The 26,324-nt window shown below is 53.8% G+C and carries 23 protein-coding genes; 9 read left to right on the top strand and 14 right to left on the bottom strand.

Features of this window, described 5'->3' with window-relative positions:
- Window positions 1–2: 2 nt before the first annotated feature.
- The gene (locus tag NTX59_05815; protein MCX5785185.1) at window positions 3–2,231 is read right to left on the bottom strand and encodes a VacB/RNase II family 3'-5' exoribonuclease; all 2,229 of its coding nucleotides are present in this window, start codon (window positions 2,229–2,231) and stop codon (window positions 3–5) included.
- 99 nt (window positions 2,232–2,330) lie between these two features.
- Between NTX59_05815 and NTX59_05810 the strand changes: the two genes are divergently transcribed.
- From NTX59_05810 to NTX59_05770, 9 genes are all read left to right on the top strand, one after another.
- Complete coding sequence (locus NTX59_05810; protein ID MCX5785184.1) at window positions 2,331–4,607, top strand: hypothetical protein; 2,277 nt, start codon at window positions 2,331–2,333, stop codon at window positions 4,605–4,607.
- Window positions 4,608–4,621: 14 nt separating this feature from the next.
- Window positions 4,622–5,341, top strand: coding sequence for a class I SAM-dependent methyltransferase (locus NTX59_05805; protein MCX5785183.1), 720 nt, complete (start codon window positions 4,622–4,624; stop codon window positions 5,339–5,341).
- 155 nt (window positions 5,342–5,496) lie between these two features.
- Window positions 5,497–7,137, top strand: a complete 1,641-nt coding sequence (locus tag NTX59_05800; GenBank protein MCX5785182.1) for a hypothetical protein — start codon at window positions 5,497–5,499, stop codon at window positions 7,135–7,137.
- A 71-nt stretch (window positions 7,138–7,208) separates the two neighbouring features.
- The gene (locus NTX59_05795) at window positions 7,209–9,797 is read left to right on the top strand and encodes a fibronectin type III domain-containing protein (protein MCX5785181.1); all 2,589 of its coding nucleotides are present in this window, start codon (window positions 7,209–7,211) and stop codon (window positions 9,795–9,797) included.
- Window positions 9,794–10,807: a PorV/PorQ family protein gene (locus NTX59_05790; protein MCX5785180.1), complete on the top strand. Its 1,014-nt coding sequence runs from the start codon at window positions 9,794–9,796 to the stop codon at window positions 10,805–10,807. Before NTX59_05795 ends, NTX59_05790 begins: the two co-directional genes overlap by 4 nt.
- Window positions 10,808–10,909: 102 nt before the next feature.
- On the top strand, window positions 10,910–12,226 hold the full coding sequence (locus tag NTX59_05785; GenBank protein MCX5785179.1) for a hypothetical protein: 1,317 nt from the start codon (window positions 10,910–10,912) through the stop codon (window positions 12,224–12,226).
- 48 nt (window positions 12,227–12,274) lie between these two features.
- A complete protein-coding gene (locus NTX59_05780) occupies window positions 12,275–12,943 on the top strand; it encodes a hypothetical protein (protein ID MCX5785178.1) in 669 nt (222 codons plus the stop codon).
- A gap of 3 nt (window positions 12,944–12,946) precedes the next feature.
- Entirely contained in the window at window positions 12,947–13,771 is an 825-nt protein-coding gene (locus NTX59_05775; GenBank protein MCX5785177.1) for a hypothetical protein, read from the top strand.
- 24 nt (window positions 13,772–13,795) lie between these two features.
- Window positions 13,796–14,527: a hypothetical protein gene (locus NTX59_05770; GenBank protein ID MCX5785176.1), complete on the top strand. Its 732-nt coding sequence runs from the start codon at window positions 13,796–13,798 to the stop codon at window positions 14,525–14,527.
- 132 nt (window positions 14,528–14,659) lie between these two features.
- Here NTX59_05770 and NTX59_05765 read toward each other — a convergent pair whose 3' ends face one another.
- From NTX59_05765 to NTX59_05705, 13 genes are all read right to left on the bottom strand, one after another.
- The gene (locus NTX59_05765) at window positions 14,660–15,559 is read right to left on the bottom strand and encodes a peptidyl-prolyl cis-trans isomerase (protein ID MCX5785175.1); all 900 of its coding nucleotides are present in this window, start codon (window positions 15,557–15,559) and stop codon (window positions 14,660–14,662) included.
- Window positions 15,556–16,632: a mechanosensitive ion channel family protein gene (locus NTX59_05760; protein ID MCX5785174.1), complete on the bottom strand. Its 1,077-nt coding sequence runs from the start codon at window positions 16,630–16,632 to the stop codon at window positions 15,556–15,558. Before NTX59_05760 ends, NTX59_05765 begins: the two co-directional genes overlap by 4 nt.
- Window positions 16,633–16,728: 96 nt before the next feature.
- Window positions 16,729–17,133, bottom strand: coding sequence for a 4Fe-4S dicluster domain-containing protein (locus NTX59_05755; GenBank protein MCX5785173.1), 405 nt, complete (start codon window positions 17,131–17,133; stop codon window positions 16,729–16,731).
- Window positions 17,130–18,095 (bottom strand): NADH-quinone oxidoreductase subunit H, encoded by a 966-nt coding sequence (locus NTX59_05750; protein ID MCX5785172.1) that lies wholly within the window; start codon window positions 18,093–18,095, stop codon window positions 17,130–17,132. The genes NTX59_05755 and NTX59_05750 overlap by 4 nt, the downstream gene beginning before the upstream one ends.
- A gap of 104 nt (window positions 18,096–18,199) precedes the next feature.
- Complete coding sequence (locus NTX59_05745; GenBank protein ID MCX5785171.1) at window positions 18,200–19,393, bottom strand: nickel-dependent hydrogenase large subunit; 1,194 nt, start codon at window positions 19,391–19,393, stop codon at window positions 18,200–18,202.
- Window positions 19,393–19,893 (bottom strand): NADH-quinone oxidoreductase subunit C, encoded by a 501-nt coding sequence (locus NTX59_05740; protein MCX5785170.1) that lies wholly within the window; start codon window positions 19,891–19,893, stop codon window positions 19,393–19,395. Before NTX59_05740 ends, NTX59_05745 begins: the two co-directional genes overlap by 1 nt.
- A 15-nt stretch (window positions 19,894–19,908) precedes the next feature.
- Complete coding sequence (locus NTX59_05735) at window positions 19,909–20,343, bottom strand: NADH-quinone oxidoreductase subunit B family protein (GenBank protein MCX5785169.1); 435 nt, start codon at window positions 20,341–20,343, stop codon at window positions 19,909–19,911.
- Window positions 20,344–20,352: 9 nt separating this feature from the next.
- A complete protein-coding gene (gene ndhC / locus NTX59_05730) occupies window positions 20,353–20,688 on the bottom strand; it encodes an NADH-quinone oxidoreductase subunit A (protein MCX5785168.1) in 336 nt (111 codons plus the stop codon).
- Between the two features lie 6 nt (window positions 20,689–20,694).
- On the bottom strand, window positions 20,695–21,003 hold the full coding sequence (locus tag NTX59_05725; protein MCX5785167.1) for an NADH-quinone oxidoreductase subunit K: 309 nt from the start codon (window positions 21,001–21,003) through the stop codon (window positions 20,695–20,697).
- The gene (locus NTX59_05720) at window positions 21,000–21,482 is read right to left on the bottom strand and encodes a hypothetical protein (GenBank protein ID MCX5785166.1); all 483 of its coding nucleotides are present in this window, start codon (window positions 21,480–21,482) and stop codon (window positions 21,000–21,002) included. Before NTX59_05720 ends, NTX59_05725 begins: the two co-directional genes overlap by 4 nt.
- Window positions 21,479–22,909 carry a complex I subunit 5 family protein gene (locus NTX59_05715; protein MCX5785165.1) on the bottom strand — a complete coding sequence of 477 codons (1,431 nt, stop codon included), beginning with the start codon at window positions 22,907–22,909 and terminating at the stop codon, window positions 21,479–21,481. The genes NTX59_05720 and NTX59_05715 overlap by 4 nt, the downstream gene beginning before the upstream one ends.
- Complete coding sequence (locus NTX59_05710) at window positions 22,909–24,774, bottom strand: proton-conducting transporter membrane subunit (GenBank protein MCX5785164.1); 1,866 nt, start codon at window positions 24,772–24,774, stop codon at window positions 22,909–22,911. The genes NTX59_05715 and NTX59_05710 overlap by 1 nt, the downstream gene beginning before the upstream one ends.
- Entirely contained in the window at window positions 24,771–26,225 is a 1,455-nt protein-coding gene (locus NTX59_05705) for an NADH-quinone oxidoreductase subunit L (protein ID MCX5785163.1), read from the bottom strand. The genes NTX59_05710 and NTX59_05705 overlap by 4 nt, the downstream gene beginning before the upstream one ends.
- Window positions 26,226–26,324 lie beyond the last annotated feature (99 nt).

Below are 26,324 nucleotides of genomic sequence, written 5' to 3'. Positions count from 1 at the left end.
AATCAGCGCCGTCTTCCTCTGCCGCGGCCGGAATTGTGTTTCTGCTTTTTCCAGTGCGATACCTGCCAGTGCGCCGCGGGCGGGATCTTTTGCCCGACGGGGGCCAGGTCGATCTGCCCCTTTGCGGCGTCCACGGCTGACACTGTTACGCTCACCTTTGAGCCGGGTTTCAGGGTGGAACCGCGCAGCAGCCCTTCGGCGCCCGTATCTCCCAAACGTATGAACGCGCCGCTTTCGGTAACGGCTGTCACAGTGCCGTTCATCACTGATCCGATCTGGGATTTGAACAATTCCGCGCGCATCAGGTCCACGGCCTTGTGCTCCGCCTCCGCCGCCGCGCGTTCGCGCTCCGAGCAATGCGCGCCCGCTTTCTCAAGCGTAAGACTGCCGCGGGTTTCCTTCTTGCCGAATAGCAGCGTTGTTACGGCGCGGTGCGTCATCAGATCCGGATATCTGCGGATCGGAGAGGTAAAATGGGAATAGAACCTTGCGGCTATGCCGAAATGCCCGGTTGACTCCGGAGAGTAAACAGCCTGCCGCATGCTGCGCACTATAAGGGAATTGATTATATCCTCAAGCGGGTTCCCTTCCGCCTGGCACAGAACTTCCTGCAAACCTTTGTGCGTATTTCCGCCCATAATGTGCCCGGCCGACAAACCCAGATCTCCCAGCGTCTCCGCCAGCGTTTTGAGTTTGGCGGGATCCGGCGCGTCGTGGCGGCGGTGCAAAAACGGCATTTTCGCGGCCATAAGCTCGGTGGCCACAGACTCGTTCGCGAGCAGCATGAATTCCTCTATAAGACGGTGGCTTTGAAGCCTCGGGCGAAGCACTACGCGAAGCGGTTTGCCTTGCGCGTCCGTTTCCACTTTATATTCGGGAAGATTGAAGTCCAGCGCGCCGCGCTTTACCCTGACTTTATAGAGCACGGCGGCCAAGTCGCCCATGCGCATAACAGCTTCTTCCGCGGCCTTTGGCACCGCGCTCACCTTTTGCCCGTCAAGAAGCGACTGCACTTCCTCGTAAGTGAAACGCCGGCAGGAGCGGATGACGGTTTGTGCCAGGCGGCGGCGGGCAACCTTACCGGCGGAATTAATGTCAATAAATACGGACAGCGTAAGCCGGGGCTGCCCCGGCACGAGACTGCACAAATTGTTCGAGAGCGCGGGCGGCAGCATGGGCACTACCCTGTCCGGCAGGTACACGCTGGTTCCCCGCAAATACGCCTCTTTATCAAGGGCGGACCCCGCTTTCACATAATGCCCCACATCCGCTATATGCACGCCAAGCCGCACCATGTCCCCGTCCAGGCGTTCAAGCGATACCGCGTCGTCAAAATCTTTGGCGTCGGCTCCGTCTATTGTCACTATCGGAAGGTCGAACAATTCCTCCCGCCCTTTCCACTGCGCGCTTTCAAGGCGCTCGCCGAACGCGGCGCTTTGCGCCAGAACTTCTTTCGGAAAATCTTCCACGATATCGCGCGCTCGCAGCAAAGCGGTTATGCGTACGCGCACATCGTCAGGCTCGCCCAATAGTTCGGTCACCGTTCCGGCGGCGCCCGCGTTCTCCGTAGGCCAGCGCGTCACTTGCAGCACAGCGATTGCCCCCTCTCTGGGTTTTAACTTCGGGGCAAAACCGGCCACCTGCGCCGGCGGGGTAAACCCCTTTTCAGGGAACACCGCCCAGCCTTTAGGGGAGTGTTTAAGAATGCCGACCATGGAAGTACGGGCGCGCGTGAGCACGCAAATTATCTCGCCCACAAAGCGTCCGTTCTGCTCGCGGCGCACTTTTGCCTGTACGCGGTCCCCGTCCATGGCCAGATCAAGCCCGCGGCCCCGCAGAAACACATCGCTTCCTCCTTCGGTTTCGGTAAGTAAAAAAGCGAACCCCCCGTGATGTTGTATTACGCCTTCAAGAATGTTCTGAGAAGGACCGACTCTCGAAGGCTGAGGGGACACCGTATTGAGGCTTCCACCCTTTCCCAACTGCTGTGGCCCTGACCTGCCCCGCTCTTTTGGATTGATATCGGAACCAAAAGGGCGGGGCCTGTCGCAGGCCGCTCCCTTTCCCAACGACTGAGGGGACGCCACATGGTGGTTTCCACCCTTTCCCAACGACTGTGGCCCTGACCTGTCGCGGGCCTCTGGCGCTGTCCGCGACTGAGGGGACACCACATGGTGGTTTCCCCTTCTCTTGTCCGGGCGGTGTTCGTGACTTTTCCAATGTGATCGCATAGGCTTTATAATACAATAAATGAAAGGCCAAAAGCGTGCCGCTGTTATCCCCGGTCAAGGCGGGTGGACGGGATTTTTTGCTAAACTGTCTGTGCGTTTATGGCAAAAAATAAAAACAGGGAAAATAAAAAGAAAGCGGCTGCACAGCCGGCCGCGGACAGGTTCCCCGGATGGCTGGCCTGGACGGCTTTCTGCGTTTGGGGTTTTATAGTGCTCAGAAGCTACTTTTCAGTATTCACGCCCGATTTACACTCCATTTTTGTCATTCTTTCCCCCCAGCAGTACTCCCTGGGCGGGTTTAAAATAGTTCTGGAGCATATCTCAAATATAGCGGTGGCTTTGGCTTTTATGTTCGCCAATTTCGCGCTTGGCAGACTGGCGCTCAGGCTTTCCGGCTTCAGGTTCCTTAACGCCCTTGAGGAAACTGTGTTTTCCGCCGGGCTTGGAATGGGACTGTTATCGGTTTTTGTTTTTCTGCTGGGTATTTTCAAACTTCTTTATTTCCGGGCGGTCGCCGTTCCTCTCGGACTGCTTTTTGTCGCCGGGATATACGACCTGTTCAGGCATCCGCTTCCCAAAACAGAGCCTTTCCATCCGTCCCCCGGCTTGGGCGACCTGGCGGCCATGTCGATATTATTTTTTGCCATGGCGATAAATCTCCTGGGAGCACTGGCCCCGGAGATTTTTTACGACTCGCTTATATATCACCTGGCTGTGCCTAACTTTTACGCGATACAGCATAAAATAACTCTTATGCCTTATAACGCTTTTTCCAATCTGCCTCTTACACACGGTATGCTTTATTTGTCGGCTTTGCTCATTAAAGGCGTCAGCCTGGCTAAATTGGTTAACTACTCGGCTTTAACACTCACCGCAGCCGCGGCCGTGGGGATAGGCGTCAGGTATTTTTCCTGGCGGCCCGGTCTGTGGGCGGCGCTTATTTTTTACACCGTCTTCCATACGATGGTCTCCGCCTGGTCCGCCGGCACAGAAATATTGCTGACATTCTTCAGTATCCTTGCCATTTACTCTGTAATGGTGCACAACACGACCGTTAACAACGCCCGAATCGGCGAAAACAGCGGCGCGCCGCTTCCTTCGGAACCGGCGGGGCCCCAAGCGGAACAAGCCCCGCACTTTTTCCAAACGGGCCAAAGTGCGGGACGGGCCGCAGGAAAGCGCTGGCTTTGGCTTGCCGCGGTTTTTTCCGGGCTTTCCATGGGCGTTAAATATACGGGGCTTTTTACGGCCTTTGGCGTTATGCTTGTTTACGCTTTCAACGAGAGGAAAAACATCTCCGCGGCCGTCAAAGATCTGGCCATTTTTACGCTTATAGCCTCGCTTTTCATAGGCCCCTGGCTAGTCAAGAACTATGCCTATACCGGCAACCCCGTTTATCCCGCTATGACGGATGTTTTCAAGTCGGACAGCTATACCGACCCGGCGAAGCTTAAAAAGTTTTTGGGCGAGAGCAGGCAGATGGGAAAATTTAAAATCACGGAATGGGCTGCGGCGCCATGGAACGCAACCATGGGTAAAACGGCGAATTCGGAATATTTTACGCCGCTTTTTATTTTTCTGCTCCCGCTATGTTTTTTGTTGGCGGCGCCCGCCGGCGCGCCGCTTTTAAGCCTTTGGCTGTTTTTCCTGGCGGTATGGCTTACATGGTCGGGCTCCAGCACCATGGTGCGTTTTCTTATGCCGGCGTATCCCGCGGCCGGGCTTATTATCTCGGCCTATCTTTTTTCCGGCACACACAGGGCGCTTAAGGCCGCCCTTAAAGCCGTTGTGCTTTTACTCTGTCTGACCGGCCTTTATTGGTCAACTTTGGTTTTTTATTCGCAGGGGCGCTGGAAACCGGTTTTCGGCCAGGTCACAAAGGATGACTATTTAAGTCATACCCAGCCGACTTATCCTTACAGCCATTATGCCGGCATTAAATATATAAACGAAAAGCTCCCCCCCGATTCAAAAACGCTCATAGTGGGCGACGGACGAAGTTTATATCTTGAAAAAAATTTTATGATCAGCACCGCTTTTGATAAGACGCCTCTGGTGGAATACGCGATGGCTTCGGGCAGCGGAGCCGAGCTTTACGCGCGTATGAAAGCGGAGGGGCTTACGCATATCCTTCTGAATGTGGCTGAAGGCGTGAGACTTGCCCGTGATTACGGGATGTTTTATTTCGACGCCAGGACGCTGGCCGTATTCAACGACTTCTGGGCCGCTCACGTTAAAGAGGTCTATTCTTACGACGAGGTCCAGGGGGGCCGTCCCATAAACAAGATAGAGGTTTATGAGCTTGTTGATAATAGGGAACCCGTGAGCGCTCCTCCCTTTAATTATATGAGCGAAGTCATCATGAAGGGCAGATAAGGAAAAACCGGCAAATGCAGAACAAAAAAAGCGGCCAGACAGATATTTCAGGCTACGAAGCGCTGAAAATATTCGCGGTGTCCCATAACTACAACAAGTGGATCTATGAACTTTTAGCGGAATATATCGCGGGCCGCACTGTTCTGGAAGTCGGCTGCGGCATAGGCAATTTATCCCGGTATTTCCTTAAATCCTGCGCCAAACTGATAGGGATAGACACGTCGGAGCTTTTTATCAGGCATCTGAAAATAGACCATCCTGAAATGGAGCTTTATAATTTCGATGTTACCGACGACAAAATAATGTCTCTCGCGGATAAAAAGGTGGACACCGTGGTCGCGGTCAATGTCCTTGAACACGTAAAGGATGATGAAAAGGCCCTTAAAAACATGTGTGGTCTGCTCGAACCCGGCGGACATCTGCTGCTGTTCGTCCCGGCTCTGAGCCGGCTTTTCGGGACGCTCGACCAGAACGTGAGCCACTACCGCAGATACGAGAAAAAAGACCTGCGCGCCAAAGTGGAACGCGGCGGTTTTGCCGTGGAGAAAATATTCTTCAGCAACTTTGCGGGAATATTCGGCTGGTTCCTTAACGGAAAAATACTGAGAAGAAAGCATTTTCCGATCATGCAGCCTCTCATCTTCGACAAGTTCGTCCCCCTTATAGCCAGGATCGAGGGCTGGAGGCGGCCGCCGATAGGAATGAATCTGATAGTAATTGCCAGAAAAATATAAGTTCCGCGTTTAATCTTCTCTTCAAACTTTCCGGGCTGAGAGCAGCCTCTTTTAACTTGGTTTTTTTATGCTAAAATTACCGGGGCGGGGTGGCTTTTGTGCAAATCAATAAACCTATATCCGATCATCTCGAATACAAAACGGAGCGCAAATATATGAAACTGCTGATACTTTTGCTGCCGGTTCTTACTTTACCATTGGTATGCGAAACCGCCTATAGCGAGGCGCCTGCTGTTCTAACCTACCAGGGCCGCCTCAAGGAAAGCGAACAGCCGGCAAACGGAAGCCGCACAGTTGAGATAAAGATATGTCCCGCGCTCACCGGAAGCGGCTGTGTTTCCGCCGGGCCGCAGGCGGTTGGAGTTGCCAACGGCCTTTTTAAATCCACATTCACCGTGCCGGCGGGCGTCAGCCTGGCTACGGGGGAATGGTACCTGGAGCTCAGCGTAGAAGGCGATACATTCTCCCCCAGGGAAAAACTGACAAGCTCGCCGTACGCGCTCTACAGCACCACCGCCGCTTACGCCAATTCTTTGACAGCCTCGCCCGGCGCAGGCGGAATATCCGTTTCAACTTCGCTGTTTGTCACGAACGGCAATGCCGGCATCGGGACCGCAAGCCCCGGGGCGAGGCTGGATGTGAGAGGAACCGATACCCAGGCATATAACCTGGCGGCAGGGACAAGCACGGTATATAGCATGGTTGTTTCAACAAACGGCAATGTCGGCATAGGCGTCGCAAATCCGTCGGCTAAACTGCATGTTGCGGACAGCGCCGATTCAAGCCAGGCATTTATCAGGGCCACTAATTTTAACCCGGTGTCTTATGACCAGTGGCCTTCATTTGACGGCACTTCTCCGTATCGCTTGCAATACGCTCTCTGGGTCGGCTGGGATAATGACCAAAGGGCATGGAAATACTACAGGGATACTTCCAACACCCGCGGATTGACAGATCCCGGCGACCCCGCCACATGGAGCGTCAATGGAACCTCAATTGGCTATTTTGACGGGAAACTCGAAGACCTGCCTTCCGGCACGCATATCAACAACAAATACAATCCAAAGATGCCGGCTTACAAATGCCTCAAGTCCGGCGGGACCGCCTGTGACGACATACAGGTTAAGGTGGGAACTTACTGGATAGACAAGTACCCTGTGCGGGTTATAGATCTGGGAACGGGATATAACGGCACGACTCTTATAGATGACACTTTTGGGGGCAATTCAGGCAACGGACAAAGCACTTCTCCCTTCTGGCTGGCGCTCTCCCAAAAAAAAGGCCCTGCAAGCACCGGCATGACCTGGTTTGAAGCCCAGCAATGTTGTATCAACGCGGGCAAGCGTATCGCGAGCAACGCTGAATGGCAGGGGGCCGCAGCGGGAACAACGAATTCTACCGGCAACGGGCAGACAGATGGCCGTGACTGGTCTGTAAGTGTGCCGACTACGGAAATATCAAGATACGGCGCAGTAGGCATGGCGGGAAATATCTGGGAATGGGTGGGCGATTGGGGTCAATACGGCAGTCTGCTCAGCACACAAACATGGACAGATGATTTCGAAGTTGAATGGGACAGCGCGACTTCAGCGTACAACGATGATCATGTATGGAACGTGGCCGACCGCGCTTTTTCCACCCTCCCCAACACGGGCTGGTCAACCGGACTGCCTGTCGCGCTGCTTCGCGGCGGGCATTGGAGCAACGGAGCAGAAGCCGGAGTCTTCGCGATAAGCGCGGATGACGCTCCTTTGCGTTATGCGACTTTTTCAGGAACCCGCTGCGCCAAGCCGTAAGGCTGTTTTTCGCCGATATTGATTGAATGATTAAAGGCGGCAATCGGAAGCAATCCGACTGAAGACAGTTGATGAACAGATTAAGACCTCTGATTCTCGCGTTGCTCGGAGAAGCCCTCCTTTCCGGCGTTGCCGCCGCCGCCGGGCAGAAGACTTCGGGAAATTCAGTCATCACCGACGATCTGCTGACCGGGGCCGCCGTCAGCGCCAATGCTTTAAGCGGAACGGGGCGGATCCTTGCCGGGAATCCGGGGCAAATCTCAGTCGGCATGATGACGGCCTCGGGCAAGGTTATAGAATCGGGCTATTATTCGCGCGCGGTATCCAGCCCGGCTGCCGCGGTTTTTGAAAGCGTCTATTCTTCTTCCCTGACCGTTTCGTGGTCCGATGCCGCGTCTTCCAATCCGCCGGGAACCATTTATAAGGTTCAGATTTCCACCTCTGTCGATTATTCCGGCGCTGCCGTCAGCACAGCTTCTTCAGGCTTCAGCGCTGACTTTATCCATCTCTCCACAGGAACAGTCTATTACGGAAGGGTTTCCGCCGGCTACATGGAGGGAGACGACTCTCCATACAAGAATGCCGGAAGCACGATAACCGGCGGCGGGATCGTTCCGCCGTCCAACCCTGTTGTGACCGGGGTTTATCTTTCAAGCATATCTGTGAGCTGGGAACAGGGTAATCCGGACAACGGCTATATAGTGGAAGCTTCCACCGCATCAGACTTTACGGGCGCAATTAAATCTTCATATACGCCAAATATCTCCCTGACCGCTCTTACCGTTGAAGCGCTTGCTCCGAACACAACTTACTATCTCCGCGTAGGAGCGCTTTTGACGGCCTCCACCAGTTATGCTTACACCTCGCCTCCATCCCGATGCACACTGGCTTTGCCGCCTGTTGCCTCAGCCACACCGATAACTTCAGTCACTGCCGCCTCAATGGCGTTTAACTGGGACGATCCGGGCAATCCGCCGGGAACTGTCTATTTATTGGAATATACAAGCGCCGCTTTCGCCTCGGCCGTACAGGTGACGACAACCAGCCTGACGCCGCAGGCTTTGGGATTAAAGGTCAATACCACTTATTATGCCCGTGTTTCGGCGGTAAACCATGCCGGAGCGCCGACGGCAGTCCTTGACCTCGGAGCGGCGGCGACGCTCGCGAACATGCCCGCGGGGACATCGATCCTGTCGGTTTCTTCAATCTCTGTTTCTGTCGGCTGGGACGCGAACGGCAATCCGGGAGATACAGCCTACGAGATATGGCGGGATACGGTGGTTGGTTTCAGCAAAGCGGCACAAAGCGCGACGGCGGGAAATTCGTTTCTGGCGGATTCACTGGCCCAGAAAACAACATATTACTTTAAAGTGCGCGCGCAGAACCGCGCGGGCATTGTCACTGGTTTTGACAGCATTGTCAGCACCAGAACCTTCAGCGCCGCGCCGGGGAATATATTTCTCTCAACTGCCGGGGTCTTCATAACATCCATCTCATGGAGCTGGAACGACTCTGCCGATGAGGAGCTTTACAGGATAAGCGATTCCGGCGGAAACATAATACAGGATAACCTCGTTTCAAATACGATTGCCTGGACGGAAACAGGGCTTTCCACCAACACCGCTTATACGCGCAAGGGCATTGTGGTGAATGCGGCGGGCGTATCCACCTCCGCTCCGGTCACAGTTTACACCCTGGCCGCTTCGCCCGCCGGTTTATCCCTGCTCGCAATCACCCAGAGCTCCGCCAGTGTCGGGTGGCTCACGAATACCAATCCCGAGTGGACCGTATATGAAATCAGCCGGTGGACGGCTGGAGGCTCCATCACAACTTCAAGGGTAACGGGTTCAACGGCGTCGTTGAGCGGGATTATGTTCGGCGCAACCAATTACATGTCGATCTGCGCCGTCAACGGGGACGGCATATATGCCTGCGACAACGTGGGCATCTCCACGTTTGCGGCCGTTTCGGTGTCCACCGTAAATCCCGGCGGCGAGGAAACAATAACATTCCCGGGTGTTTCCGGCGACATAATAATTGAAATTCCCGCCGGCAGTTTTTCAGGGTCGGCGCAGATCACGGCCAGAATACCGCAGGCTCAGATCCCGCCGGCGACCGGCAGCCTGACGGCGCTTCCTGTTCGTGTCGGAGTGGAAATCATCGCCGATAAAAATCTTCAGCCGCAGAAAGAAGCCGTCATAACCATGTATTACAGACATTCCGACCTGGGGGCGCTTGACGAGAATAAGCTGGTTATCGCAAGGTATGACGACGCTCACGGCATTTGGGTCGCCCTGCCTTCCGTAACGGACCTTGCAAACAACAGCGTTACAGCCGGTACAAATCATTTCTCGCTTTTCCAGATCATGCAAAGCGCGACGCCAGGCGGTCTTTTAAACGTGACGGTGGGCCCCAATCCCCTGAGGCCCGTGCGCAATCCGGGCCAGGAATTTGTTTTCAGGAACCTGCCGCCGGACAGCAGGGTGAGGATCTACACCTACGCGGGAGAGCTTCTCAGAGACATGAAAGCGGACGGGGCCGGCATGGCCAGATGGAACGGGAAGAACCAGGGCGGCGAAATGGCGGCAAGCGGGGTATATCTGGCGCTTGTTGAAAGCGGCGGAAAGAAGAAACTGCTGCAACTGGTAGTGGAAAAATGAAAAATCTGAAATCAGCGGCATTGATGGATAAGCTGAAAGAAAGCGGTTTTATCCCGCGTCTTACCGGGGCGGCAATCCTGCTCTTTTTAACCGTCCCGGTGTTTTGCGGCGCCGCTTTCAACAGCGATGCGAAAGGAACCTCCGGAGCCCAGTTCCTGAAGCTGGGAGCCGGAGCGCGCGCGGTAGGGATGGGAGAGGCTTACTGCGCGGTAGCCAATGACGCGAGCGGCATATACTGGAATCCGGCCGGGCTCGCCAGAATTGAGTATTTTTCCTTTACCATGACGCATGCGTCACTATTCGGCAAAATGAACAATGAATTTGCCGCTTTCGCCCGTTCTTTCAGGAATATTGGAACTTTCGGTATGTCGGTGCAGTATCTGAGCGCCGGCACAATTCCTCAGACTGATTCCTCCGGTTTTGAGACCGGGCAGGACATGAAGCCGGCTGACACCGCCGTTTCGCTGGCCTACGCGTTTGACGTCAATGGCGTAAAGGCGGGTATTGCGGGAAAATATATACATTCCAGACTAACGCGGACGGCATCAACGCTAACCGGGGATTTCGGAGCGCTTTCCCCCGCTCTTTTGAACCGGAAGCTCAGGCTGGCTTTTATCGCCCAGAATGTGGGCGGTAGTCTGAAATTCGACAGGGAGTCGGATGCTCTCCCTTTGAATATCAAACTGGGAAGCTCATTTTCTGTAACAAGAAAATTTCTGGCCGCCTTTGACGTCAACTTTCCGCGCGACAATAAACCATATGCCGGTCTGGGGGCGGAATATATAACCTTTTTCGGCGATGACCTGAAGCTCGCGGGAAGGCTCGGGTTCAATTCAAGGACTCTCGGAGGCATAAGCGGACTCACCGGACTCTCGGCCGGGGTCGGAATTATTTTTAGACGCGCGGCGCTGGACTATGCCTTCCTCCCATTCGGCGCACTTGGCTGCACTCACAGGATTTCCATCACCATCGGCGGCGGAAAACAGGAAAAAGCGCTGCAACAACGATGAGCCTGAAAAAGGTTTTTCTCCCGGATAATCCCGGCATTCTGTTGAAATTTCTGTTGAATTTTCTTGCCCGATGAAGGGGAAAATGTGTATATTATACCAGCTATGCTAAATAATAAAACCAAATTCAGTTTATTGCTGCTTACATTGTTTTTAACCGCTTCCTCCGTTTTTGCCGCCCCCGCCGCCCCCCTGAAGAAGCTCTCCCAGAAACCGCCGGCCCATAAAACGGCCAAGGCGGATAATCAGGCGCTTAAACCCGTCCTGACCCCCATAGCGGGGCTTAAGGCCCAGGATATGCCTTACGATTCCGGCGGAACGGCTTTGCTTACATGGGACGCTGATACCGCGGCCCCGGAAGGTACGCTTTACCGGGTTTTTGTCTCAAGCCTTGAAACCGGAGGCTGGATACAGGCGGTGGAATTCCCATCCGGCGAAAGAATGTCAAAACATATGCATCTGCCTTTTTGGGCCTGGAAAGCGCATGAAAAGGTTTATGCGTTTAAAGTTGAGCTCAATAATTATTTCGGCGATTTTGAGGACGGGCCCGTGTTCCAATTTAAGGTCTCAAAAACGAGCGGCACGGCCGTACTGGAAAGCGGAACGGTTTCCAGCGCGACGGCGAGCAACTGGTTCCGCCTGGACAGGTTGAACAACCTGGTGCTGCTGATACTTGTCACCATAGTCTTTTTCTGGGCGGTTTCCCACGCGAAGAAGAAAGGGCTGTTCATCCGCCGCATAGCGGGCCTTGACGCCATAGACGAAGCCATAGGCCGCGCCACCGAAATGGGCAAGCCGATCTTTTACGTGCCCGGCATCGGCGGCATGAGCACCATTTCCACCATCGCGTCCACATTCATACTGGGCGAGGTCTCCAAGAAAGTGGCGCAGTATGACAGCACCATAAAAGTTCCCCATTACGACCCGATAGTGATGACGGTGTCAAAAGAGGTGGTTAAACAGGCTTTCCTTGAAGCCGGCCGCCCCGATTCCTACAGGGAAGACATCAACCAGTTCATCAGCTCCGACCAGTTTTCATACGCCGCTTCCGTGGACGGCATGATCTCGCGTGAAAAACCCGCCGCCTGCTTCTTTATAGGCTACTTTATGGCGGAATCCCTGCTGCTTGCGGAAGTGGGCGCGACCACCGGCGCCATACAGATAGCCGGCACCGACTCCGAGTCGCAGCTGCCTTTCTTTTTTACCGCCTGCGATTATACGCTGATAGGAGAGGAACTTTACGCCGCCGGCGCCTACCTTTCAAAGGAGCCCATGCTTTTAAGCGCGCTTAAAGCGCAGGACTTCGGCAAACTGGTGGTGATGTTGTCCGTGACCGTGGGTGTTATCCTTGTGTCCATAGGCGGACTTTTGCACTGGACCACCTTGACGCGCGTGATAGATAACCTCTTCAAGGCTTATTAATACAGTGAATAGCAAATAGCAAATGGCTAATAGCGGGTCTGGGAATTTATGAAACTGATAAAAAAATATATACCTTTGGCGATAGTCTTCGTTTTCGGCATGCTGACGCTGCTTTCCTATTATGTGCCGCATAAGACCTCGGTTGACTTTCTTGAAACCATGAATAAATGGGAAAATATCGTGTCGGCCTTCGCGTTTTTCCTTGGACTTATAAGCCTTTTTTATTCCCATTACGCCAAAATAAGCCGCAAGGCCGATGGCTGGGGCTACAGCCTTTTTGTTTACATCGGATTTCTTGCCATAGCCGTGCCGGCCTGCATAAGCCACGGCAAGAATATGAACGGGGCCAGCCTCACCTGGCTTGGCTGGGCTTTCCAATACATATACAACCCGCTTTCAGCCACGATGTTCGCGGTGCTGGCTTTTTACATAGTTTCCACCGCCTATAAATCTTTCAGGATAAAATCGCTGCAGGCTTTTGTGCTTTTTGTGGCGGCCATGATCCTTATACTCGGCAATGTGCCGCTTGGCCAGATAATATGGGACAAGCTGCTCGGCTGGACAAGCTGCGGCATTTCCGACGTGGTAGACTGGATAATGCATGTGCCCGCCGTGGCGGGCAAGCGCGGCATTATGATAGGCATAGCCATAGGCGCGGTGGTAACCTCGCTTAAAATAATTTTCGGTATTGAAAGACAATACCTGGGCAAGGATTAATTTATGTTGAAAGAAAAACTTGAGGGAATGCTGAAAATCAACAGGCGCTGGATCTTTCTGGCGCTGGCGCTGGTGCTGTTCGCGGCCATCATGCGGCCGCTCGGCCTGATAAATAAAAAGATCGCAAGGGATTCGCAGAACGCTTATGATTTCATGGATAAGCTGCCCGCGGGTTCTTTCGTGCTGTTCTCGCTTGACTACGACCCTTCCACGAGCCCGGAGCTTCACCCGCAGGCCATAGCCATGATACGCCACGCCTTCAAAAACAATTTGCGTGTGGGCGTGGTCACCTATATAGCCGGGGCTACCGGTCTTATAGAGCAGATCTTCTCAACCGTGCCGGGTGAATTAAAAAAGGAATACGGCAAAGACTACGTTATTTTCCCGTATCAGCCCAACGCCGTGGCCGTAATGACGCAGATGGCTTCCGACCTGTATGTGATTTATGACAAGGACAAGGACGGGAAGGACGCGAAGTCAATGCCGGTGATGCAGGGCGTTAAAAATTACAAGAATATGGCGCTTATAGTGGACATAACCGGCACAGCCATGCTGGATGTCTGGGTGGCTTATGTGGGCGATAAATACGGCGTGCCAGTGATCGGGGGCGTTACCGCCATCAGCCAGCCCGGCTACGGTCCGTATCTGCAGAAGAAACAGCTTAGAGGGCTTTTGGGCGGCATGAAAGGCGCCGCGGAGTATGAGTATCTTATAAAGATGCCCGGTAAGGGCACTTCCGGCATCGACGCGCTCAGCCTGGCCCATGTGATGGTAGTGATTTTGATAATTTTTTCCAATATTGCGATGTTCATACTGAAGTATCTTTAAATTTCCGAAGGAGCGTGCACGCTTATGTCCGACACTTTACTTATAGCCGGCGCCTGGGTTTCAGCCGGCCTGACTATATTCCTTTTCAGTTTCCTTTACAAGGATAACCCGTTCTTTAAAATAGCCGAGCACCTTTACCTGGGGGCCGGCATGGGCTGGTGGTTTCAGGTTTATATCTTCAGCGTTTTGCAGCCCAAGGTCTGGACGCCGATCATGAACCACGACTGGCTGGTTATTATACCCTCGCTTTTGGGGATTTCGCTGGTGACCCAGTTCATCCCGAAAATTTCGTGGATTTCCCGCTACGGCTTCACTTTTCTTATGGGCTACGGCTCGGGCCTTGCGATACCGGCTGGACTTGCCACCGATTTTATCAACCAGATAGGCGGCACCATACAGCCTTTCGTGAACCTCGCGGGGATGTCGGCGTGGACGGTGTTCAATTCTCTTGTCGTGGCGGTGGGCGTTATCTGCGTTCTGGTTTATTTTTTCTTCTCGATCGAGCATACGGGCGCTATAAAAAAAGTGTCCAACTTCGGTATTTATTTCCTGATGATCTACTTCGGCGCGGCATTCGGAAACACCGTAATGGCCAGATTCTCGCTTTTGTACGGCCGTTTTGACACGCTCTACACCTTCTCAGGGGCCAATTACCTCTACGCCACGCAGATCATTCTTATCGGCATGGTTATATACTTCCTGGTTCACGCGGCGGTTACCGGCAGGCCTAAAGTTGTCAGTGAAGAAGAGGCCTAGTAATTCAGTAATTGAAAAGGCGGAATTGCTTTAAAGCAATCCCGCCTTTTTTTATTCTTTATTCAACTCTAAAAACCCGGATGGTTCCGGTCCGTCTCGGACCTTCAGTCTTCAGCCTGAAGCCTTGCTTCCCTACTTGGCTACTTCCAATTTTGCCTTTGCGCGCAGTTCGGCTATCAACTTCGGCATTTCCTGTGATAAAGCCTGGTTTACGAGGGCCGCCTTTATGTCTTCCTTGGCGGTTTCATAGCTTACTTCCTGCGGGGGTTTTAACTCTTCCAGCTTCAGTATGCTGTATCCGGTGCCGGTTGCCAGGGGTTTGGTATATTCGCCCGGCTTTAACGCGAAAACCTCTTTTTCAAGTTCCGGCTGCAGCATGCCTTTCGCGATGAAGCCCAGGCTCCCGCCGTTTTTCTTAAGGTTCGCGTCCGTGGATTTAAGGCTTGAGAGCTTGGCAAAATCAGCCCCGGCCGCGAGCGCCATGTAGGCGTCCTCGGCTTCGGCCTTAGTAGTAACGAATATCTGAAGGAGTCTGGCGGATTCGGGCGTATTGAAGCGCTCCTTATTCTTAGTGTAGAAGCTTTTGGCGTCTTCATCCGTTACCGCTATTTTCCTCGCCGCAAGCACGGTGTTCCTGAGGAGGATCTGGTTTTGTAAAAGGTTTTTCAGGTCCTGCTCGCTCCAGTTCACGGACTTGAGGCTTTTTTGAAATTCCTCCTTGTTCTTGTAATTAGCGCGCAGAGCCTCAAGCTTTTTATCCGCTTCCTTTTCATCCGTTTTCACTCCCAGGCGCGCGGCCTCGTCCAGCAACAGGCGCTCGTCCACCAGGTCGGTGAGACCCTGGGCGGCATGCTGCCACCAAAGGCGCTTTGTAAGCTCGTCGGCGGTTATGGCCTTGCCGTTTACTGTGACCAGGGCCTTGGGCCCGGCCGCCCAGGCGGCGGCTGTGCCACTGGCCTGCCACGGGCCTATGGCGATGTCCGTGGCTGTGAAGCCCGCTAACAACATGGTAAAGAACAGTGTTTTTTTCATATGTCCTCCTTAGTTATAGAAAGGGTGGGGGTAGAATAGGCGACTTCTATCCCTTCTTTCGCGAAAGCGTCCATAATTCCAAGCAATACCCGTTCATGCAAGGTCATATACAGGTTATAATCGGGGCTGTTGATATAATAAATCGTTTCAAAATCCACCGAGAAATTACTCAAAGCCGCAAGATTGGAACGCTCAAATTCCGCCTCTTTTTGCGCGGTCACGGTTTCTTTTATAAGGGCGGTCACCCGCTTTAAACGTTCCGGCGATGTCCGGTAAGCCACGCTGGTTTTGAAAGCCACACGCCGTTTGGTCAGATGCCTGAAGTTTTTTATCCGCGAGGCCAGAAGATTTGAATTTGAGATCACCACTATTTCGCCGCTTATGCTGCGTATACGGGTGGATTTAAGCCCGATATGCTCTATGGCGCCTGAAATATTGTCCGAGACCACGAAATCGCCGATATTAAAGGGCTTGTCAAGCAAAATGACGAAAAAGTTGAAGAGGTCGCCCAGTATGGCCTGCGCGGCCAAAGCCACCGCAACGCCGCCGATGCCCAGCCCCGTCAGCACGGCTGAAATATTCACCCCAAGGTTATCAAGCACGAAAAGGACCGCTGCCACCCATACCACGATATTCAGGATTATCTGCGTGCTGTTCACTACTGAAACTCTTGCCGTGCCCGAAAGATTCCTTTGAGCCGCCACTTTATTTATCCAGTAATTTATCAGGTGACGAATGATCTGTATCGCCTTGTAGGTGAAAACGATAAGCAGTATCAGATTAAGGGCTTTATTGAACAGAGGATTCCTGTCTAAATGGCGGACTGCCAGGTAAAAAGCCAGCAACTGGTATTCGAACCAGCGGAATTTGGAAAGCAGTTCCACGGCCAGATCGTCCAGGTCCGTTTCGGTCTTTTCGGCCATCGCCTTAAGGCGGCCTATGATCACATTTTTAAGGAAATATAAGAGTCCGAGGATGACAAGGAAAAATATGACGGCGTAAGCGTAAGAATAAAGCGTGTTGCCCCAGAAACTGGTCTGCATGAATCCGGAATAAAGGAAATCAGCGCTCATAAGAAAATTATAGATAAAATATGGCGGCGAAGGGAATAAGGAGAGGGCGATAGGCTGAAGGTTATGAAACCTATGACCTGAGACTTGAGACTTGTCTTACTTGTAATGTCTTACAAGCTTGGCCGGGTCCAGTTGGGCCAGTTCGAAGTCCTGGGTGGTTATAAGGGCCTGCTTGGGGCAGGTCTCGGCGCACTGCCAGCAATAAACGCAGCTGCCGAGCTTCATAATGCAGTCAAATTTTTTCCTGGCGGGCACGGGCGCCTGTCCCTCCGCCGCCGGGACCGGAGCCGGCTGCTCGGCGGAAAGCGGGATCGCTATGGCCTTTGACGGGCACACGCGCACGCACAGCTGGCACCCTATGCATTTTGCGGAGTCAAAATCTATGCGGCCCCTGAAACGCTCCGTTACCTTGGCGGGCACAAAGGGATACCTGCTTGTGTAAGGTTTTTTAAAAAGATGAGTGATAACTTCGGAGAACATCCTTGCGGGTTTCAGTGTCATGGTAATTGTCCTATACGGGATTTAAGGAAGATGTCAAAAAGTATCTGGACCATGGCCATCGGCGCGAGTATCTTCCAGCAGAAATTAACCATCTGCTCGATGCGTATGCGGGCCATAAGCACTTTTAAGAGAGCGAGCAGAAAAGTGACGGCAAGCGTTTTTATAAGGAAGAGCGCGAGTCCCGCCGCTCCGTGAAGGCCCCAGGCCCCGCCTAAAAAGACGGCGCTCAAAAGCGCCGCTCCCACCACCAGCTCCATATCAACGGCAAGGTTAAAGTAAGCAAGCAGGCGGCCCGAATACTCGGTAAACTGCCCCCCCACTATTTCGTTTTTGGCGTGCGGAATATCAAAAGGCATGCGCTCAAGTTTCCCCTGGAGCGCCAGGATCGCTACCAGAAAGCCTATAAGCTGGGCCGCCATAAGCGCCGGGTGCCCCGCGAAAAACGCCGAGATTTCGGACAGGTTCCACGACCCCGCGAGTATCGCCGGCCCGATTATCGAGAGCATCAGTGGCACTTCATAGGCGAACAGCTGGGTGAGTACGCGCATGGAGCCCACGGTCGAATAGGGGCTTGCGGAGCTCCAGCCCGCTAAAAAGAAAGTGACCGTGGGTATGGTAAGCAGATAAACGACCACTACCATGTTGCCCTGAAAAGGCATAAAAAGCGATTCCGTTTTCCAGAGCGGTATAAGCATCAGCGCTGAAATTACCGCCGCTATCGCGAAATATGGAAGCACCCTGAACATCGCGTTATCGCAGGCGTCGGGGATGATGGTCTCCTTGGCCAGCAGTTTTATAAGGTCGGCCGTGGTCTGATACCAGGGCGGGCCCATGCGGTTCTGCATCGCGGCGCAGAGCTTTCGGTCAACCCATTGCAAAAAAAGCCCGTAGGCCGTAAGGAATATAAAGCCGGGGAAAATAATAAGATAAACCATCGACGTCAGTAAAGAATCTGTGTGCATGTTTTTCTTTCCTTGTTTAAACTCAGGGGTTAGGGACTAGCGGTTAGGGGTTTAGGGAAGGAGTTCCTTATTCCCTTCCTCTGCCCTATGCCCGCTACCCTTATTTACAGCCTGCTGAAATCAACGCCCCTGCGCTTGTAGGCTTCTATGCCCAGCTTGCGCAGATCTTCCCAGTCGTAAATGCGCGTCTTGTCTGTTTTCCGGTCGTAAACCATCGCCCTGTCGGTGCAGGACATGCAGGGGTCAATGGCGGCTATCACAAGCGGCACATCCGCCAGCCACCCGCCCTCTAGCATATAGACTACGGACTGGAGGTTCGCAAGCGTCGGAGCCCTGACCTTAAGCCTTTCCGGTTTATCGGTGCCGTTGGTTTTCAGATAATGGATGTCCTCTCCGCGCGGCGCTTCGTAGCGGTTGACTACTTCCGCCGGAGCGATCCTGGCGGGCACTTTTACGGTTATCGGCCCTTCGGGGAGGTAATTTATAACCTGTTTTATGAGCTTGTAGGATTCCATCAGCTCAAGCGCCCTGACCACCAGGCGGCCGAAAACATCGCAGGCGTCGGAGGTAATAACGTTGAAATCCAGCTTGTCGTATATCAGGTAGGGGTCGTCTTTGCGCACATCGCGTTTGACACCCGAGGCCCGGGTCGTGGGCCCCACAGCTCCGCGCTCTATGGCCACATCGTGCGGCAGTTTGCCCACATTGGCGGTTCTGGCCCTGATCGTCGGCTCTTCGAGGGCCACTTTTATGTAATAGTTGGTGCGTTCTTCAAGGAAATTTATCCGTTTTAATACTTCGGCTTTCTGTTCCGGTGTGACGTCGCGGCGCACGCCGCCGATGGTGTTTATGGAGTAATGCACCCGGTTGCCGGACAGGAGCTCCAGGCAGTCAAGCACCTGCTCGCGGTCGCGCCAGGTGTACATGAAAAGCGTTTCAAAGCCCATCTCGTAGCCCGCGACGCCTATCCACAGCAGGTGGCTGTGAACGCGCTCAAGCTCGCCTATAAGCACGCGGATGGCCTTCGCTCTCTCGGGCGTTTCGGCCTTGGCCGCTTCTTCCACGTTGGTCACATAGCAGGTGGTGTGGGAATGCGAGCAGATGCCGCAGACCCGCTCAAGCAGGTACATGTTCTGTATGAAATTGCGTTCCTCCGCCGCTTTTTCCATGCCGCGGTGGTTGTAGCCCAGGTTTATGGTGGCTTTATCTATCTGCTCGCCTTCCAATACCAGCATGAAATTTTCCGGCTCTTTAAGGGCGGGGTGCTGCGGGCCCAGCGGTATGGTTATCTTTGACATTATTTCGCCTCCGGAGTTTTAGAAGCGGCTGCTTTTACCGCGGCCTGAAAATCCGCGGTTTTCCAGGTTTTGCGCAGGGGATACTGGTCTTTCGGGAAATCATCGGACAAAGGGTAGCGTCTGCCGGGCGGCAGTCCCTCGATCTTTATGCCCAGAAGGTCCTCAAGCTCCCGCTCATAGGAAATAGCGCTCGGGAATATCCCCGTGACCGTGGGAAGTTTCGGGGAGGAAAGGGGTGTTTTAACTTTTACAGTGGCTATAATATGCGTGTCGGTGACGTGGTAAAAAGCGCCCAGGTTTTCCCCCTCGTCAAAACCGGTTATGGTGGAGATATGATCATAGCCCGCGGTCTTCAGGAACTCAATTACCCCCGCCAGTTTTTCAGGCGCGGTCTCAAGCCATACCCTGCGCGCGCGCTGGATATTTACAGCGCCGATCCCCGCTCCGAATTTGTCCTCAAGCAGTTTTTTCAGCTCTTCTTCTTTTATAAATTCGCTCATAATTTTCCTTAAACTTCAGTTCTCAAGGCTTGAAAGCAGTTTCACCACGCCGTCTATTATGGCCTCGGGCCGTACGGGGCAGCCGGGAATATACGCCGAAACGGGCAGCACCTGGTCAAGTCCGCCGGGCACTACCGAATAACACCCGTTAAAAACACCGCCCGAACAGCCGCAGGCGCCTATGGCCAGCACGAATTTAGGTTCCGGCATCTGCTCGTAGATGCGTTTCAGGCGCGGCACCTGCTGGAGGGTGACCGGCCCCGATACCACAAGCACGTCGGCGTGCCTGGGCGTGGATTTTAAAACTATGCCGAAGCGCTCAATATCATATTTGGGCGTAAGGGCGTCCACTATTTCTATGTCGCAGCCGTTGCAGGCGCCCGAGTTGAAATGCAGTATCCACGGCGACTTAAGCCTGGACCAGAGTACGAGTTTGTCTATGGTTTTCATAATTATTTTTCAGCCCACAAAGAGTATTGCAAGTATAACCGCTATGGCCACAAGGTAGCCGACTACCAGCGCGATCCCGGCGGAAATGGGGTTGAAGCTCCAGGTGGCTATCATCAGGGCCGCCACATGCAGCAGCGTGAAAAAAATAGCGAAAGGGAAGAAACCCTGGTAGTCCGGGCTCACTCTTTGCTCGCTCACTTCTTCGCCGCAGCCGTAGGGCTTGTTCTTGCCGGAACCGGGCGCGGTTTTGGGCGCCGGAGCAAGCGGTGTAAGCAGTTCGGCCACGAACATGATGAACAGCAGGGTTATTATAAACGCCACCGGCGGTGAAAGCAGTATGTTCATTTTATTTTATCCTTTCAGCCCTTTCAGGTCCCAGATATCCACCGATTTGTTTATCCTGAAATTTTTTGCCAGAAGCGCGAGCCCCGTCGCCACCACCACCACTTCGATCACTATCATGGTGATTATGACGGCCTGCGCGAGGCTGAGATTGTTCGTAAGAGCTCCGCTCGAAATAACGGCAAGCAGAGCGGCTTTTGACATGATCTCAAGGCCGATAAGCTGCCGCAGCAGGCTGCGCGAAACCAGCATGCAGTAAAGCCCTATGAACAGGATGAGGGCTATAAAATACCAGTCAAGAGCGAAGAAGTTGGTCATTTGGCTTTCCTCGGAAATATGGATTTGATAACAAAAACTCCGGCCGCGAGTATGGCCGCCTGGCCAAGCAGGTCTGCCCGCCTTATGTCCCAAAGGGTTATGCCTATAGGATTGTTGCCCGAGGCGATCTTTGCGCCCGCGGAAAGCGCTTCAAAGAAGGCCGGAACGGTAAACCACAGGACTATGGCCGCCATGGCCGCCGCGAGCGGCAGGACCATGAATTTTATACGGCTCCGCGCGTCGGCGTCCGCGCTGCCGCGCACCAGGCTGACCGCGCCCACGAAAAGCACCGTGATCAGTCCCGCGCAAACCGAAAGCTCGAAAACCGCCGCCCAGGGCGCGAAGAAATCAAAAAGTATAAGGCTGGTACCTATGCTTACGAGGGCCAGCATAATAGCGCCTATAAGCAGGTCCCCCGCCATAACGGCGGTCCCGGCGCAAACTGCGGTCAACATGAACAGCAGCGTGTGGTAGGTCATAAAATCATCCTCTTTGCGATCGTTTCAACCAGGTAAGTGTAGAAGTATGGGAATAACAGCCCGATCGCAACTATAACGGCGCTCAGCAGCACCACCGGGGCCAGCATCGGGGCGGAAACTTCTTTTGCGGCTTCGGCGGCCTCGCTCTTTTTGCCGAAGAAAACTTTCTTCTGCATTACCATGAAATAGGCAAGCGTGACGATGCTGAACAGCAGGGCGAGCATGGCGTAAACTTTAGCTCCCCCCGCCCAGAGCGCGATTATAATAAGCAGCTTGCTCCAGAAGCCTGAGAGCGGCGGTATGCCCGCCGTGGAGAGAAGAGCTACGACCGAGGTCCAGGAAGTCCAGGGCATGGCGTGTTCCATGCCGCCCAGTTTTTCCATGTCGCTTGTGCCGGCCGCGTACTCAAGGCTGGCGCTGTTCAGGAACAGGACGGTTTTGAAAGTGGCGTGGTTGAACAGGTGAAAGATGGCGGCTATTACGGCAAGCGGAGTGCCGAGTCCCGCCGCCAGCACTATGTAGCCCAACTGGCTGATGCTTGAGAACGCAAGCATGCGCTTCAGCTCTTTCTGGCGCAGGGCCGCAACGGCCCCCACGACTATTGAAAGCATGCCCAAAAACATCAGCGTGTTCGCAAGAGCGTCAGCCCTGCCTTCGTAAAACCGCATAAGCATGGAGATACGTATTATGGCGTAAACGCCGGAAACTTTGGTCACTATGCCGGCCAGATACGCCGATACCGGTGAGAAAGAGCCCTGGTATGCGTCGGGCGTCCAGGTGTGGAACGGGACAATGCCCGCCTTTATAAGCAAGCCGAGCAGTATCAGGCCCATGGCAAAAAGCACCGCCCCTCCTGACATGCCGGAGGACAAAAATATCTTTACGCTTTCAAATGAAAAGCTGCCCAGAGACAGGAGCAGCAGGGAAAGCCCTATTATTATGAAGACCGAAGCCGGGAACGTAAGCAGGAAATATTTTATGGCGCCTTCAAGGCCGGCCGAGGTGTCGTCAGTGGTAATAAGGGCGAAAGAAGTTACCGCGAGCACTTCAATGTAGATGTACAGCGTGAAGAAGTCGGAGGTCGTTACCACGCCGCACATGGCGGCCACCGAGGTCATAATAAGACAGTAATAGGCCTGCCGGTTAGGCATAGGGCCGGCGAAGAACGCTGAAAAGAAAACCACGGCGAGAGCCACCATGTAAACGGCGAATACCATCAGCAGCGAGAACCCGTCGCCCGGAATATCCGCAAAAGAATTTGCGATGTTCGCCGGGGTGAAAAGCAGCCAGGCCAGATTGGCGAGTCCCGCGAGCAGGGTGACATTGGCCAGAATATCGGCGAGGCGCGGTTTATTCCTGGCGGCGCAAGGGATGATGATGGCGGTTAATAACGGGATCAAAATGTAAGCAAGCAGACCTCTTTCCATTATCGTATCCCTCCGTAGTTCGCGGTTATAAAGATGTAAACAAGCGCGCCGGCTATGGTAAGCGCCATATAAAGCGGGTAAGAGCCGTTGTGCAGGCGGCTGGAGGCGCCTGAGAACATTCCGCCAAGGCTCGAGGGCAGGGCGTCGGTAAGGTAGTCAAAAAAGCGGTCTATTTTATAGATCGCCGCCGCCACGAAGGGTACGGCGCGCATCGCCTGCTCGTAGGGGTCAAAGAAACGCTTTTCCGCCAGAGCGTAGGTCCCGGCAAGCAGCGGAGCGTTGTGTATATGGTCGGAGGCTTTCCAGGCCCTGCCGCCTGAAAGCGTGTAGCCGACAATATGGTTGATGACCGCCGCGAGTATAACTATGAGGGAGAGCCAGTAAAGCTCGTCGGGGTGGAAGCCCGAAAGCACGGGGGTATGCAGGTTAAGGGTATACATGGCCGGCCTTATCAGCCAGTTTATAGGCAATGCGGCGCCGAAGCCGAAAGCGATGCACAGAGCCGCAAGTATGGCCATGGGCAGCAGGTTCGAGAACGGCGCTTCCCTGACCTCCGTAAGATCGCCGGCCCGTTTGCCGAAAAAGGCCGCGTGGCCCAGTTTAAGGAAAGAGGCCAGTGTCAGGAAAGAGCCCACCTCGGCCGCCCAAAAAAACACCGTGTATCCCGTGGAGAGTGTTCCCTTGTAGATCATTTCTTTTGAAAAGAAACCGTTCAGGGGGGCTATGCCGGAAATGGCGGCCGCCGCTATTACGAAACAAATTCCGGTCACGGGCATGGCTCTGAAGAGCCCGCCCAGTTTTGACAGGTCGTTGGTGCCGGTCCTTTTCTCCACCGCGCCGGCTGTCATGAACAGGCAGGATTTGTAAACGGCATTATTGAGCATGTGGAAAAGCCCGCCCGCTATGCCTATGGGGTTAAGGGTGCCGATCCCGAGTATCATATAGCCGGCCTGGCTTACGGCGTGGTAAGAGAGCAGGCGCTTGTAATCGGTCTGCACGAAAGCCATCATCACGGCCGCGAGTATCGTTACCGCGCCGAGCGTCATCAGCACCAGCTGCATGGCGCCGTTAAGGGAGAACAGGTAAACGCTTATGCGGGCCAGAAAATAAATGCCGAGCAGCTTGTCCACGGCGGCGGGCACATAAGCCATGAAAGGGGCGCTTGAGTCGGTGGCGGCGTCGGGGATCCAGGTATGGAAAGGAAAAGCTCCCGCTTTTGAAACCGCTCCTATCATCATCAGCACGTAGGCGAATCCCGCCCAGCCGTTCATGGTAAGTTTCGCGCTTGCGATCACGGTCATATTCATCGAGCCGGATATGCAGGCGACTATGGTAACTCCGACCAGCAGGCAGAGGTCCGTTACGGCGTTTATCAGAAAAGCCTTTTTCGCCGTGCGTTTTGCCGCCTCGGTTTTCTGTGAGAGGGCGATGAAAGTGTAAAGGAATACCAGAAGTCCTTCCCAGAAGAAAAGGAGCGCCAGCAGATTATCGGACAGCACGGCGCCCGCCGCGAACGCCTGTGTCATCAGCAGGTTGAAGAAAAACCACTTCGCGCCGCCTTTGTTCTCAAAGCTGAAAGCGTATATAGATATAAGGAAAGAGAAAAATGAAACGGATAAAAGCAGAAATGAGCTTAAATTGTCCGCCTTTAGCGTGAAGTTAAGGCCCGCGCCGGCCCAGGGCAGATCAAGGGTTATGGTCTGGCCGAAAAGAGCCGAAAAAAGCGTTGAAACGCCCGCGAGCAGGCAGACCGCCGTTACTCCGGAAGTAAGCAGCTCTTTCAGGTATTTTGTTTTTTCCGGGAGAAGAAGGACAAGCAGAGCCGAGGCCAGCGGCAAAACTATGGGTATGAGTAAAAGGTTCATTGGAGGTTCACCCCTAATTGGTTTATGAGCAGGTCAACATAATAGGACGGATAATAGATCAGAGCTCCGAGCGACAGGCCTATAAGGGCGAGCGCGAACACGCTTGCTACCATCACGGTAGAGCCCTCGTACGGAGAATCCGGTTTTTCCGCTCCCAGAAACACCAGGTAGAACATCCTGGTCAGGTATAAAAGCGTCATGATCGCGCCGGCCAAAAACATAAGAACCACTCCCAGGCTTCCATTCTGCGTGGCGCCCTTGAACACAAGGAACTTGCTGAAGAAACCGCCGAAAGGCGGTATGCCCATCACTGAAAGCGAGCAAAGCGCGAAAGAAATGCCCGTTACCGGCATGGTTTTGAACAACCCGCCCATTTTAGTGATATCCTTATTATGGGTTTTCTGCTCTATTATGCCGGCGCACAGGAACAGGCCGCCCTTGGCGATACTGTGCATCAGTATGTAAAGAAGTCCGCCCATGAAGGCGACTCTGCTGCCCGAGGCCAGTCCCAGAAAGATGAAAGCTATCTGACTTACCGTGGAATAAGCGATTATGCGCTTAATGTCTTTTTCCACCAGGGCCGCGGCCGCCGAGACAATGGCGCTCGCGCCGGCTATCCAAAGCACGGCCTGCGAAAACTCCGGCGCCGCCACAAAGGTAACTCCGAAGATCCTCGCGTAAGCGTAAACGCCGATCTTAACCAGCACCGCGGCGTGCAGCAGCGCGGTTACCGTGGACGGCGCGACGCCGGCGTCCGGCAGCCAGGTTGAGAACGGCAGAGTGGCCGACTTCGCCAGTATGCCGATAAGTATCAGAGAGGCCGCCAGCATGGAAATATTTTCGCCGCGAAGCAGGCGCATGTCCATGGAGCCTTTGTCGAAATAAACCAGCAGGATGCCGGCCAGCATGCACAGCGCGCCGAAGACCGTTACCAGAAAAGTCTTATTGGCTTTCAGCACGTCCCGGTCGCTGCGGAAAAAACCGACCAGCCGCCAGCTGGCGAACGCGGTGAGTTCCCAGAACACATACATCCAAAGCATGTTCGCCGAGAACACCAGCCCCATCATTGAGCCCAGAAACAGCACCACCATGGTGTAGTACTCGGTCTGGTTCTCATAATGGGAAATATAATCCACGGAATAGATAAGTATTATGGAACTTACGAAAGAGGAAATGACCGCCATGAAAACGGAAAGCATGTCGGCCGAGAGGACGAAGTCAAAGCCGAGCGGGAACGAAAGGGAATAGTTCGTGACCATGCCGTTCATGGCGCTCGGCAGAAGCCAGGCGGCCGCGATAAAAGTGACAAGGCCTAATGCCACGGCTAAAGTATTCCTGGCGGTGACGGATATCTTTTTGGCGAAAGGTATTAAAAAAGCGCCCAGTATGGGCGCCGCTACCGCTGTTTTCAGGGCGAATATCAGATTCAGGTTTGAGGGTGTTTGATCCATAATTTTTCCTATCCTATTAGTTAAAATTGTAACAAAAAGAAATGACGACATTCAAATTGCGCAGGGAAGGCCGCATGCGGGTTCCCTGAACAGCGTCCC

Source organism: Elusimicrobiota bacterium, assembly GCA_026388155.1.
Taxonomy (GTDB): Bacteria; Elusimicrobiota; Elusimicrobia; order Elusimicrobiales; family UBA9959; genus UBA9634.
The sequence above is the reverse complement of the archived record's forward strand: the minus strand, read 5'-3'. Positions and strand labels throughout refer to the sequence as shown.

Bases quoted from the DNA above. Each gene is read 5' to 3' on its own strand.
- NTX59_05815 (MCX5785185.1), bottom strand. From the start codon at position 2,231: ATGCGATCACATTGGAAAAGTCACGAACACCGCCCGGACAAGAGAAGG.
- NTX59_05810 (MCX5785184.1), top strand. From the start codon at position 2,331: ATGGCAAAAAATAAAAACAGGGAAAATAAAAAGAAAGCGGCTGCACAG.
- NTX59_05805 (MCX5785183.1), top strand. From the start codon at position 4,622: ATGCAGAACAAAAAAAGCGGCCAGACAGATATTTCAGGCTACGAAGCG.
- NTX59_05800 (MCX5785182.1), top strand. From the start codon at position 5,497: ATGAAACTGCTGATACTTTTGCTGCCGGTTCTTACTTTACCATTGGTA.
- NTX59_05795 (MCX5785181.1), top strand. From the start codon at position 7,209: ATGAACAGATTAAGACCTCTGATTCTCGCGTTGCTCGGAGAAGCCCTC.
- NTX59_05790 (MCX5785180.1), top strand. From the start codon at position 9,794: ATGAAAAATCTGAAATCAGCGGCATTGATGGATAAGCTGAAAGAAAGC.
- NTX59_05785 (MCX5785179.1), top strand. From the start codon at position 10,910: ATGCTAAATAATAAAACCAAATTCAGTTTATTGCTGCTTACATTGTTT.
- NTX59_05780 (MCX5785178.1), top strand. From the start codon at position 12,275: ATGAAACTGATAAAAAAATATATACCTTTGGCGATAGTCTTCGTTTTC.
- NTX59_05775 (MCX5785177.1), top strand. From the start codon at position 12,947: ATGTTGAAAGAAAAACTTGAGGGAATGCTGAAAATCAACAGGCGCTGG.
- NTX59_05770 (MCX5785176.1), top strand. From the start codon at position 13,796: ATGTCCGACACTTTACTTATAGCCGGCGCCTGGGTTTCAGCCGGCCTG.
- NTX59_05765 (MCX5785175.1), bottom strand. From the start codon at position 15,559: ATGAAAAAAACACTGTTCTTTACCATGTTGTTAGCGGGCTTCACAGCC.
- NTX59_05760 (MCX5785174.1), bottom strand. From the start codon at position 16,632: ATGAGCGCTGATTTCCTTTATTCCGGATTCATGCAGACCAGTTTCTGG.
- NTX59_05755 (MCX5785173.1), bottom strand. From the start codon at position 17,133: ATGACACTGAAACCCGCAAGGATGTTCTCCGAAGTTATCACTCATCTT.
- NTX59_05750 (MCX5785172.1), bottom strand. From the start codon at position 18,095: ATGCACACAGATTCTTTACTGACGTCGATGGTTTATCTTATTATTTTC.
- NTX59_05745 (MCX5785171.1), bottom strand. From the start codon at position 19,393: ATGTCAAAGATAACCATACCGCTGGGCCCGCAGCACCCCGCCCTTAAA.
- NTX59_05740 (MCX5785170.1), bottom strand. From the start codon at position 19,893: ATGAGCGAATTTATAAAAGAAGAAGAGCTGAAAAAACTGCTTGAGGAC.
- NTX59_05735 (MCX5785169.1), bottom strand. From the start codon at position 20,343: ATGAAAACCATAGACAAACTCGTACTCTGGTCCAGGCTTAAGTCGCCG.
- ndhC (MCX5785168.1), bottom strand. From the start codon at position 20,688: ATGAACATACTGCTTTCACCGCCGGTGGCGTTTATAATAACCCTGCTG.
- NTX59_05725 (MCX5785167.1), bottom strand. From the start codon at position 21,003: ATGACCAACTTCTTCGCTCTTGACTGGTATTTTATAGCCCTCATCCTG.
- NTX59_05720 (MCX5785166.1), bottom strand. From the start codon at position 21,482: ATGACCTACCACACGCTGCTGTTCATGTTGACCGCAGTTTGCGCCGGG.
- NTX59_05715 (MCX5785165.1), bottom strand. From the start codon at position 22,909: ATGGAAAGAGGTCTGCTTGCTTACATTTTGATCCCGTTATTAACCGCC.
- NTX59_05710 (MCX5785164.1), bottom strand. From the start codon at position 24,774: ATGAACCTTTTACTCATACCCATAGTTTTGCCGCTGGCCTCGGCTCTG.
- NTX59_05705 (MCX5785163.1), bottom strand. From the start codon at position 26,225: ATGGATCAAACACCCTCAAACCTGAATCTGATATTCGCCCTGAAAACA.